An 11,657-nucleotide genomic window follows, 5' to 3' on the forward strand; every position below is an offset into this window, starting at 1 on the left:
GGGGACGTGATCATACAAAAGAAGCCTCGAACACCAATTATTCTTGGCGCATTCACGCTCTTGTTAATCATAGCGGGGGTTACTGCGGTACTCGCTGCCGGAAAGACAAAGGAAAGCCGGAATCCTCCGGAAGCGGCTTCACCCCCGGGCATTACCGCGCAAGAAGCTGCAAGCAGCCAGGCGGTCCGCGATTTTGAAGACGGAACATTGCAGGGCTGGCATCCGCGGGGCGGAGGCGAGAAGCTGACAGTTACCGCTGAAGCCGCACATGAGAGCAGATACGGTCTGCATGTTGCCGGAAGGACGTCAGGCCGGGACGGTCCGCAGCTGGATATTACTCCGCTGCTCAAGAAGGGAGAGCTCTATACGCTGACCGCCTGGGTCAAGCTGCCTGCCGGAACCCCGGAAGCGCCGGTTGCCATCACGGTCCAGCGGACGACGAACGGCAGCGAAAGCTCCGAGTTCATTACTTCCGGAACGGTCAATGACAGCGGGTGGACCATGCTTTCAGGAAGATACGAAGCACTGCATTCGTTTGAGCAGCTGAAGCTCACGCTTACGTCCGGCAGCAATCCTGCACTGGAGTTCTATGCCGATGATATAACGGTCGGACAAAAGCCGGCTGCGGAATTAAAGGCTGAGCCACAGCCTGGACCCGCTTCGGTGCAGCAGAATATTCCGGCGCTCAAGGAACTCTTTGCCGGTGATTTCAAGCTGGGTACCTCCCTGCTGGCCGAAGAAATTCTGAACCCGGACGGTCCGGATGCAGGGCTGCTTAAGAAGCATTTCAACAGCTTGACCCCCGGCAATGAGCTGAAATGGGATGCAACCGAACCCCTGGAGAACAGCTTTAACTTCTCCCGGGCAGACCGGATTGCCGATTTTGCCGCCGATAACGGAATTGCCTTGCGGGGACACACGCTGGTATGGCATAGTCAGACCCCTGACTGGGTATTCCATGACGAACAAGGTAACCTCGTCGGCAAAGAAGTGCTGTTTGCACGGATGAAAAATCATATCGATACCGTCGTCGGCCGGTATAAAGGCAAAATTTATGCCTGGGACGTCGTTAATGAAGTGATTGAGCCGGGTGATAACCAGCCCGGCGGGCTCCGCAACAGCCTGTGGTATCAGATTGCCGGAGAAGAGTATATCGAAAAGGCGTTCGAATATGCTCATGCCGCTGATCCGGACGCCAAGCTGTACATCAACGACTACAACACGCATATTCCCGATAAACGTCAATATCTGGTTGAACTGATTCAGCGGCTGAAGGCCAAAGGGGTGCCTGTAGAGGGCATCGGCCACCAGAACCATATCAGCCTTACTTATCCGTCTGCCGCAGAACTTGACTCTATGATTACTGCCTTCGGGGATCTGGGCATTGAGCAGCAGATCACAGAGATGGATATGAGTGTCTATTCGAACGATTCACAGAGCTACGAAAGCTTCTCCGAGGAAATGCAAATTGCACAGGCGCACAGGTACCGGGAAATCTTTGATGTCTTTATGAAGCACAGGGAAAAGTTAACCGCAGTTATTTTCTGGGGCAAAGACGACAGGAACACCTGGCTCCGCTCTTTTCCGGTAAAACGAAACAACTGGCCGCTGCTCTTTGATGAACAGCTGCAGGCCAAATATGCATACTGGGCCCTGGTTGACCCGGACAAAGTCCCGGGAGCGGATTACGGCCCGATCCATACCACTCATGATACTCAAGGAGGAACATTTATGAACACTTTGAACAAAGAAGAGAACGGGATCATTAAGGCCATCGGCAAAGAGCCCGGCAAAGGCAACCCGCTCGTCTCTTATAAATTTGGAGCCGACCCGTATGCGCTGGTGTATAAGGACAGGGTCTACTTGTATATGACCAATGACGTTCTGGAGTATGACGATGCAGGGCAGGTTAAGGATAACACCTACGGCAACATCAACAAGATCACGGTAATATCGTCAGATGACCTATTGAATTGGACCGATCATGGCGAAATTGCCGCTGCCCGCTCTGAAGGCGCAGCCAAGTGGGCCACCCAATCCTGGGCTCCGGCAGCCGCCCATAAGGTGATTGACGGCAAAGACAAGTTTTTTCTGTACTTTGCCAATAATGCCAGCGGGATCGGCGTGCTGACCAGCGACAGCCCGGAAGGGCCGTGGGTGGACCCGCTGGGTGAAGCACTGATCCTGCGCTCGGTGCCGGGCGTTGAAGATGTGACCTGGCTGTTTGATCCGGCGGTACTGGTGGACGATGACGGCAGGGCGTATATTTACTTCGGCGGCGGCGTTCCGGAAGGCAAGCCGGAGTGGCCGAATACCGCCCGGGTAATGGAACTGGGCCCGGATATGATCAGCGTAGTGGGCGAAGCCAAGCCTATTCCGGCTCCCTTTATGTTTGAAGACGCGGGCATCAATAAATATGGCGGCCGGTATTATTTTACGTACTGCTCCAATTTCTTCAGCGGTGAACGTCCGGAAGGCAGCCCGCCTGCCGGTGAAATTGCCTATATGACCAGTGACCATCCGATGGGGCCCTGGACATACCGCGGCACCATTCTCAAGAATCCCGGCCATTTCTTTGGCGTCGGCGGCAACAATCATCATTCGATGTTTGCGTTCCATGACAAATGGTACATCGCCTATCATGCCCAGACCTTGTCCAAAGAGCTGGGGGTTCCCAAAGGCTACCGCTCCACTCATTTGAACGAAGTGCTATTCAGTGATGCGGACGGCACTATCCAAGAGATAGAGGCCAACTATGAAGGCGTAGGCGCAATTCAATCCTTTAATCCGTATAAGTCTGTACCGGCGGCAACATCTGCCTGGAGTGCAGGTATAGCGGTAGAGCCCCCGGCATTGTCCAGCGGTGAAGCAGTGAATGAACGTGTGGTAACCGCATTGACAGACGGAAGCTGGGCCGCAATAGCCGGTGTCGATTTCGGGCACCCGGGCGCCTCGGAGGTCAGGGTGTCCGTCGCCGGCGGTGATCAGCCGTCCATCATTGAACTGCGGCTGGACCAGCCGGACGGGGAACTCATCGGCACAGTGAATGTAGCTGCCGGATCAGGAGAGAAGGCAGCCGAATTGTCGGCGAAGGTCTCAGGAGCGGAGGGGACACACGATTTGTATTTGGTATTCCGCGGAGAAGGCGGGAAGCAGCTGCTGCAGTTATACCGGTGGCAATTTTCTAAATAACGAGTTTGAAATGCGCAAGACCCCGGGAAGGAACCCGGGGTCTTGCGCATTTTCAATCCTTGAAAGGCAGGATTACGATTGTTTCATATGCGGTTTCTTTTGCGTCAACCTTGAGGTAACCCCCGTATTTACCCGCGATTTTCTGGATGTTGGTCAATCCGAAACCATGGAATTCAGGATTTTTATTGAAAAACTTATAGGTATGGCTAACAGACGACTGGCGCGAATTGAGCACCTGGATGAACAGGCTGGAGCGGTCTGTAGCTGCAAATATTTTGATGAACGGATTGTGGCTCGAAGGCACTTCCTGGACGGCCTCAAGGGCATTATCTATGATATTGCCTATGACGATGCATAAATCGTAGACATCAATATTGATGTCTGCATTCACGACTCTGATATCATGCTCAAAAATAATCCCGTTATCGGAAGCTGTATGCATCGCATGGCTCACTAAAGCATCAATAACCAGATTCCCTGTAGCTACCATGGGATAGGACCCGTTCATCTCGTTAAGCGTCTGGCGGACATGCCGGTCGGCTTCATCCAGCTTGTCAACATGAATACAGTGCTGAATATAACGTAAATGCTTGTTGGTATCATGAATAATTTGTTTGATCCGTTTGAAGGAATGGGAAGTCTGCTCATACCGGTTCTCCTGATAGTACATTTGCTTTTGTAAAAGCCGGTTCTCTTCGGTTAAACGGAATTTTTCTATCATGCGCTCGAGCAGAAAAAATATAAGAATATTGATCCCTAAAATACCTGTAACAGAGAGGATGTAGAACAGATTTTTATCACAATAAAAAAATAGGGTGTGCAAGACTAACAGGCTGATTAAAATCACCGCAATAAGAATCAGATAGTAGGGCTTTCCGATATCATAGTTATTTTCGCGTTTGACGGCTTTAAGAATCAGGATAAATAACAGCATAATAAAAATGGAAATGAACGAAATGAACAGCCGGTTTTCCCATTGGGAGAGCTCATTTGTTCCTTGCATCGTTCTGAAGAAGGAGATCGAATAATAAGAGACAGATTCGGCAATAAATCCCAGGATAAGATAAAGGACCGAGAAAAATAACCGGATCCTGAAACTGGCAATAAACAAAAATGAAATCAATAGTGTGAAAATAACAGAGATTCCGCCGGTAATGATTGCCGGAAAAAAGGATATGGTGGAGATAAAAGAAATACAACCGGACAATACATAGATGAACAGCTTATTACTTCCGGAATTCCGTGCCGGTAAAAAAAATACAGAGAAGTAACGGTGCGTCAGCATCAATTGAAGAAGCGTTATTCCGACCAGTGCTGCACTGTGCAAGTTGACTTTCCTCTTTCTTTAAACTGGGCAATCACATGGCGCGCATATGCGTCTTTAATATTCTTGGATTGTGTGCGGCCTATAGGAAATTGCTCATGATTAGTCATGATGACAGTATCTGCACTAAATCTGAATACATGCTCCAGATTGATGATTACCGAGCGGTAGATCTGCATAAAAGGATGCCCTAAACGGTTCAGGTAATCGGCCAGTGTTCCCGAGCAGATATACTGTTCCTTGGTTGTTATCACCTTTATTCTGTTCTGGCTTAACGCATGCTTGATTTTTACAACGGAAATGACATCTGAGGTGCGGATCACGATCTGCTCCTGGTCAATTTTTAGAACTACATAAGACTGTGCTGACGTTTCGATATAATGAAAAACCTTCATTAATATATTCTCAAATTGCGGATAGGCCAAGGGTTTGATCATATAATGGAAGGTCTGCACGTCAAAGCTTTCAATCATGTACTCCGGATAGCTGCTCATAAAAATAATTTGCAGTTCACGGTCAGGCAGAGCACGGATTCTCTGTGCAGTCTCAATGCCGTTGATTCCATTCATTTCAATATCCAGCAGCAGGACATGGAAAACGTGGGCGCCTTCCTGCTCATAAAATGCCATTAAATCTTCCCCGGAGGAAAAATACCTGATATCAAACACGAAATTGGTATGGATGGACAAATCCGAGAAGTATTGTCGTAACTGCTGGTGAATCTCTAAGTCGTTATCGCAGACTGCCAGGCGAAACACAGTGCATTACTCCCCTCTCTCAAACCTCTGTTATTCGTAATTATAATATATATTCTTTAAATATATTAGCGGTAAAAGATAAAATTGAGATAAAAATCCTGTTTTTCACATAAAATACACACCCCCAAAAAGCACTAATCATTAGATAAACCTCACATAAACCTCACAAAAACCGTTGTTCAGCACTGAAATCCTGCATTTGGCATTAAAAGCAATCCATAGTAGATAATTCGTCCTATAATAAGGAACGAGGAGGGCGAGATGATAGAACAATGGATCAATAAATTGGCCTTACAGGCTGAGGCAAGCGGGGATGTTGACCCTAAAGATTTGCCAATATTCCGCTACGGACTGCAAATGATGGTTGAAATCGGCATTATTTTTATGACTATGTTACTTGTATCCCTGGCATTCGACAAAATAATAGAAACAGCAGTCTGGTTATTCACGATTATTATTTTTAGAAGCATCGGCGAAGGATATCATGCTAAAACATTCAAAAGCTGTTATTTCATATCAGTCAGCATTTATCTGTTAACCATTGCTTCACTGGAGCTTATTCCTTCTGTATGGTTCGCGCAGATTACGCTGGGCTGTCTCGTTCTGGTCATTATATTGTTTGCAATCACCAGTTCCCTGACCCTTAAGCATCAAAGCAAAGAAACCATAGATAACAGAATCTTTCACAAGACCAGGATTTTGCTCAGCTTTTGTTTTTACTTCTTTGTAATATACCGGTTAAGCCAAGATACTGTCAGTGCCAGTGTGCTCGCAGCCATGCTTGGATTCCTCGTTACCCAGCTGTCCCATTTCATAAAAATTAAGGAGTGGAAGAAATGAAAACAACAAAATTTTCTATGAAGGCTCTAAGCAAAGTTGCAGGATTATTCGCATTAACAGGTGCTAATCTCTTATGCTGGTGGATTGCCCATGAACCCGAGATGCCGGAAGAAGTGAAAAAAATGCGGAAGATTTAAAATACGCTTCAAAGCTGCTGCAGAAAAGAGGAGCGCATGATCAAGCTGGCTGACACTTCAACCAACTACATATACACCACCCGTATTCCAATTGATTTAGATAAAGAAATATTCCTTAAGCTTACCAAGTCTGTAAGTCAATATAAAAGAAAGCGTATCTTCTCTTATCTGAAGTATGATGATGCATTACGATCGCTGTTCGGCGAGCTGCTGGTGCGTTACATGCTGGCTGCAGAACATTCAGAAGATCCCAGGAAGTTCATCATTAGCGTCGGGCCCTACGGCAAGCCCTACATCAGGAACTGGAACGGTTCACTGCACTTTAATCTGGCCCACTCCGGGAACTGGGTAGCCAGCGCGGCTTCCTATAGGCCGATCGGTATTGATATTGAACAGGTTTCTGACATTGAAATGGATGTAGCGGAGCATTACTTCAGCCCTGAAGAGAACAGCGTACTCGCTTTGCTGTCAGGGAAATCCAGACAAAAGCATTTTTTTCTGTTATGGACAGCAAAAGAAAGCTACATCAAAGCTGACGGACGGGGCCTTGCTATTCCTTTATCGTCGTTTACAGTGTCCCTTTCGTCGCAGTCGGTCTTTTTTAATCAGGAGCCTGCAGAACGGCGCTTTCTAAAACATTATTATCCCGATACTGACTATGTGCTGGCGGTTTGTGCGGAATCTTCTGCCTTTCCTAATACCATCAAGTTTGTTGATTTCACTACGATCATGCATATGTTTCTGGGAGATTAGATTAGAAGGGGAGGAGCGGCAATGCCGGAGAGTACAGGCATCAAATTATTCACTTTGCCTTGTGCAGGCAGTTCTGCTGCAATGTTGTACCGTTCATGGATGGGGGCAATCGATTCGGTGGAGGTTATTCCGCTGGAGCTTCCCGGGAGGGGCAGGAGATTTAATGAGGACCTGTTATCCAGTATCCCGCAAATGGTGGACGATCTTGAAAGACAAATACAAGCATATTTGCGGCCAGGGGAGGAATATGTGCTGTTTGGCCACAGCATGGGGAGTCTGCTGGCTTATGAGCTTGGGCTTAGGCTGTCAGTTCAGCAGCTGTACAGGCTGTCCCATGTTTTTGTGTCCGCAATGAATCCGCCGCATATACGCAGAGCGGAACCTCTGCACCTGAAATCTGAAGATGAATTGATAGAAGAAATTATGGTGATGGGCGGGACTCCGGAAAGCTTTTTTACGGAAAATGAAACCCGCTCTTTATTTCTTCCTATTTTTTATGCCGATTTTCATGCTGTCGAAACATACACAGTGAACTTTCCGGTCCGTAAGCTGCCTTGCAGCATTACGGTGCTGACAGGACAGCAAGATGTATTGACATCTTCGGACATGAAGGAATGGGAGAGATATACAGAAGTATTGATGAGCTGTGTTTTCTTTCAGGGAGGGCATTTTTATCTGACGGATGAAGAACAGGCTGTTCACCGGCTGATTACAGATACTCTGAGCAGGGACAGACAATTAACCAATTCCGACATGACCTATTAAGGGGGATCCGGACGAAGATGGAAACGTCCAGAATGTCAACATTAACCGAAGTACTGTCATCATTCACAGCAGAAGATCCAGCAGGCATTACCTTTATCGACGGCGATCAAAAAGAAGAGACGATGACCTATGCAGAATTGTACTCCAAGGCTGGAAATGTCCTTGCCCGTCTGCAGGGAATCGGGATGAAGCCAAGGGATGAACTGGTCATTCAGCTCCGCGACAACCGCAGTATCCTGATCGTGTTCTGGGCTTGTCTGCTGGGGCGTATGATTCCGGTGCCGCTGAGTGTAGGCGATAATGACGAGCATAAGCTTAAACTGTTTAAAGTATGGGGCATCCTGAACCGTCCCTTCCTGGCTGCGGACAGCGGTGTCCTGGACAAGCTGATGGCTTTTGGCGAAAAAAGGCAGGAAGAGAATACCGCAGACGAAATGGCGGGAAGGGTGCTGCTGTCTGAAGAGCTCCTGAACGAAGAGGTGCTGCAGGGAAGGATTGAAGCCGCAACACCGGACGACATTGCTTTTATCCAGTTTTCTTCCGGTTCTACAGGCGAGCCTAAGGGTGTGGTGCTTACCCATGAGAATGTAATGACCAATGTGCGAGCTATTGCCAGCGGCGGTAAGTGGGAGACTGAGGAAAGAATTTTGTGCTGGATGCCGCTGACCCATGATATGGGGCTGATCGGGTGCCACCTGTCCCCTCTGGTCAAACGGATGCACCAGTTCCATATGCCTACGGCCCTGTTTATCCGCAGACCTTCCTTATGGATGAAAAAAGCCTCTCAGCATAAGGTTGCAATACTGCAGTCGCCCAATTTTGGATATAAGTTTTTTCTGAATTACTTTAAGCCGGCTATGGCGGAGGATTGGGACCTGTCAACGGTACGGCAGATGATGAACGGTGCAGAGCCTATTTCTTATTCCGTATGCGAGATGTTTCTGGATGCGGTGGAACCCTACGGGTTCAGGCGCACTGCCATGTTTCCGGTATACGGACTCGCCGAGGCGACTGTGGGAGTCAGTTTTTCGGAGCCTGGAGAGAGCATCGTTCCGCTGTATTTTAACCGGAGCCGTCTGAATATCGGGGAGCCTGTAGAAGAGCTGGAGCAGGGTCATGCTGACGGAATCTGTTTTGTGGACGTCGGACATCCCATCGATGATTGCCTTCTGCGTATTTGTGATGATCTGGATGCCGAGGTTCAGGAAGGTGTAATCGGGCATATCCAGATCAGCGGTAAAAATGTCATGTCCGGCTACTATAATAATCCCCAGGCGACCCAGCGTGCCAAAACAGCAGACGGATGGATCAAAACAGGGGATCTGGGGCTCATCTATCACGGCAAGCTGATTGTAACAGGAAGAAGCAAGGATATTATTTTCAGCAATGGACTTAACTATTACCCTCATGATATTGAACGGGTTGCCGAGGAAGTTGACGGGATCGAGATGGGCAAAGTAGCTGCATGCAGTGCGTATAACAACGATAAAAAGCGTGAAGAGCTGCTGCTGTTCGTCTTGTTCAAGAGAAAAAATGAAGAATTCACTGAAGTTGCCCGTTCAGCCCGGCTGCACATTCTGGAACAGATGAATCTGACTGTTGACGAAGTGATTCCGGTGCGCAGTCTTCCCAAGACGACCAGCGGCAAAATTCAAAGATACAAGCTGGGGCAATCTTACAGCTCAGGAGAATTTGATGCCATCAAAGCGGAACTGGAAACGGCAGGCAGTCTGGAAGCCATGGCAGGTCTCCCTGGAGAATACAACGTAACGGAACAGATGCTGCTGACGATTTGCCGGGAAGTGCTCCAGCATGACAACATTGGCGTGGATGATCTCTTTTTCGAGGCAGGTATTGATTCCCTGAAGATCAAACAGTTCGTTGCAAAAGCCGAAGATTTTGTTCCGGGCGGTCTTCATGCGACAGATTTATTCACCTATCCTTCGGTCTCTCAGCTCGCCAGAGCCATAGACAGCATGCGGTTTGCCGAATTCTCTGCGCTTGTCATGCCTCAGTCCTGGCTCGCGGATGCCGGCGCGTACCAGTTTGAGAGAGAAGCCGTCCAGTTCACAATAGAGGGAAATTCCCTGCTGAAGCTTTCGGAGTATTCCATACGGAACCGCATAGAAGCTTCATCGGTCATTATGGCCGGGCTTGCTTTTCTGTTATCGAAAGTAACAGGTTCACAGGAGATTGTAATACCGGCAATGCTTCATTCGGAGGACTATATTGAGAATGTCCGGATCCGCCCTGCAGAAGCGGAAAGCCTGGAAGCCCTCTACCGTATGATTCAGGAGAAAACCTCACGTAAATCAGAAGTGCCTGTACAGGCACTGGAGCATATCTCTTCCCATGGACATCCCGGTAAGGCCGTTCCCGTTGTATGCAGAGCAGAATATGCGGCACGTAACGCCAGATATCTGGAACGGCAGGATTTGCTGTTTATCCTGAATGAGAAAATGACGGGGATCACTGTGAACTGCCAATTTAACCGGATAAAGCTAAGAAGCGATAAAATACGCGAATTGGCCCACAATTTTAACAAGTGGATCAGCTTGGCCGTTATAGAGCAATCTTCTGTGAACGGGGCTGTTGTCCAATGAACACCTTCGCCTGTTTATTTCCCGGGCAGGGATCGCAGTACAGCGGAATGGGGCAGCATTGCTATGAACGCTATGCTTCGGTCCGCAGGCTTTATCAATTGGCCGATGAAATATTAGGCTTCAAGCTTGCACAGCTGTGCTTTAAGGGAGAGATCGTGGAGCTGACCCGCACCTCCAATACACAGCCGGCTCTGCTCATAACCAGCCTGGCGATGTTTACAGTGTTCATAGAAGAGCATAACCGGCTTCCTGACTATGCTGCAGGGCACAGTCTCGGCGAGTTCTCGGCATTGACTGCTGCAGGCGTTCTTACGCTGGAAGATGCCCTGCGGCTGGTCCGCAGAAGAGGTCTGATTATGGAAGAAGGAACGACAGCCCCGGGAGCGATGTACGCGGTCAGCGGAATGACAAGAGCGCAGATCGAGCGTTTGCTCGCTGAGCTGCCAGGGAGCTCCGGAGTGAAGGGAGTGGATATTTCCAATGATAATTCCCCGGAGCAGGTTGTCTTGTCAGGCTATGCTGATGCGGCAGCAGAGGCGGCCGCCCTGCTTGAAGATGCCGGAGCCAGGACAGTCATGCTAAATGTAAGTGCACCGTTTCACAGCCGGATTATGGAGAATGCAGCTGCACAGTTCATAGAAGAAGCGCGGCAATATACGTATAACCGGCCAGCTTTTCCTGTGATAAGTAATGTAACGGCAATGCCTTATGCAGAAGGGGACGATGTTGCGGAGCTGCTGGCTTTACAAATGGCCAGACCGGTCCGCTGGCGGGAATCCATGCAGTATCTGCACAGTAAAGGTGTACAGGGAATGGTTGAGATGGGTCCGAAGATGGTATTAACCGGACTTGCCCTGAAAAATAATCCATCTGTTCATGCGTTTGCGCTGGACCGGGAGGCAGACCGTCAAGGCTTCAGCGATTGGCTGGGACAGCCGGACAAACCTGGTATGGCGAATGCCTGGGTTGCCGGTTTTGTGACATGCTGTCTGACGGAAGCGGTCTGTACGCAAAATCATAACCGCAACGAGGAGGAATACCGGACTGGTGTTCTTGCCCCATATCATCAGCTGATGGAAATCGTGAACTCGTATGACCAGGGAAAAGCTTCAGGTGACCCTGCTGATGCCTCTGAAGCGCTCCGGCTGTTAAAACAGATTCTACATGCCAAAAAAGTCCCGGAATACGAGCAGTCCATCAGTATCTGTGCCGTATTGGAGACCTCCCAAAAAGAAGTTCCCATATAAATGACGGTTCATATCCTTGGCAGTTTAACTCATTTTAA

The 11,657-nt window shown here is 48.7% G+C and carries 9 protein-coding genes; 7 read left to right on the forward strand and 2 right to left on the reverse strand.

Features of this window, described 5'->3' with window-relative positions; translation table 11 throughout:
- Positions 1-6: 6 nt before the first annotated feature.
- Positions 7-3,192 carry an endo-1,4-beta-xylanase gene (locus tag C2I18_RS19355; protein ID WP_249897374.1) on the forward strand — a complete coding sequence of 1,062 codons (3,186 nt, stop codon included), beginning with the start codon at positions 7-9 and terminating at the stop codon, positions 3,190-3,192.
- 52 nt (positions 3,193-3,244) lie between these two features.
- On the opposite strand, the gene C2I18_RS19360 is transcribed toward C2I18_RS19355, so the two are convergent.
- Both C2I18_RS19360 and C2I18_RS19365 read right to left on the reverse strand, forming a co-directional pair.
- A complete protein-coding gene (locus tag C2I18_RS19360) occupies positions 3,245-4,519 on the reverse strand; it encodes a sensor histidine kinase (RefSeq protein WP_249897375.1) in 1,275 nt (424 codons plus the stop codon).
- Positions 4,492-5,274 (reverse strand): LytR/AlgR family response regulator transcription factor, encoded by a 783-nt coding sequence (locus C2I18_RS19365; protein ID WP_249897376.1) that lies wholly within the window; start codon positions 5,272-5,274, stop codon positions 4,492-4,494. Before C2I18_RS19365 ends, C2I18_RS19360 begins: the two co-directional genes overlap by 28 nt.
- Before the next feature lie 261 nt (positions 5,275-5,535).
- On the opposite strand from C2I18_RS19365, the gene C2I18_RS19370 reads away from it, so the two are divergent.
- Genes C2I18_RS19370 through fabD form a run of 6 tightly spaced genes read left to right on the forward strand, consistent with a single transcriptional unit; the run spans position 5,536 to position 11,619 of the window.
- A complete protein-coding gene (locus C2I18_RS19370) occupies positions 5,536-6,114 on the forward strand; it encodes an accessory gene regulator B family protein (protein ID WP_249897377.1) in 579 nt (192 codons plus the stop codon).
- Positions 6,111-6,251: a cyclic lactone autoinducer peptide gene (locus C2I18_RS19375; RefSeq protein ID WP_249897378.1), complete on the forward strand. Its 141-nt coding sequence runs from the start codon at positions 6,111-6,113 to the stop codon at positions 6,249-6,251. The genes C2I18_RS19370 and C2I18_RS19375 overlap by 4 nt, the downstream gene beginning before the upstream one ends.
- 36 nt (positions 6,252-6,287) lie before the next feature.
- Positions 6,288-7,004, forward strand: coding sequence for a 4'-phosphopantetheinyl transferase family protein (locus tag C2I18_RS19380; RefSeq protein WP_249897379.1), 717 nt, complete (start codon positions 6,288-6,290; stop codon positions 7,002-7,004).
- A 21-nt stretch (positions 7,005-7,025) separates the two neighbouring features.
- Positions 7,026-7,769 carry a thioesterase II family protein gene (locus tag C2I18_RS19385; protein WP_249897380.1) on the forward strand — a complete coding sequence of 248 codons (744 nt, stop codon included), beginning with the start codon at positions 7,026-7,028 and terminating at the stop codon, positions 7,767-7,769.
- Positions 7,770-7,801: 32 nt separating this feature from the next.
- Positions 7,802-10,372 carry a non-ribosomal peptide synthetase gene (locus C2I18_RS19390; protein WP_249897381.1) on the forward strand — a complete coding sequence of 857 codons (2,571 nt, stop codon included), beginning with the start codon at positions 7,802-7,804 and terminating at the stop codon, positions 10,370-10,372.
- Positions 10,369-11,619 carry an ACP S-malonyltransferase gene (fabD, locus tag C2I18_RS19395; protein WP_249897382.1) on the forward strand — a complete coding sequence of 417 codons (1,251 nt, stop codon included), beginning with the start codon at positions 10,369-10,371 and terminating at the stop codon, positions 11,617-11,619. The genes C2I18_RS19390 and fabD overlap by 4 nt, the downstream gene beginning before the upstream one ends.
- Positions 11,620-11,657 lie beyond the last annotated feature (38 nt).

The sequence above is a fragment of the Paenibacillus sp. PK3_47 genome (assembly GCF_023520895.1).
Lineage (GTDB): Bacteria > Bacillota > Bacilli > Paenibacillales > Paenibacillaceae > Paenibacillus_AQ.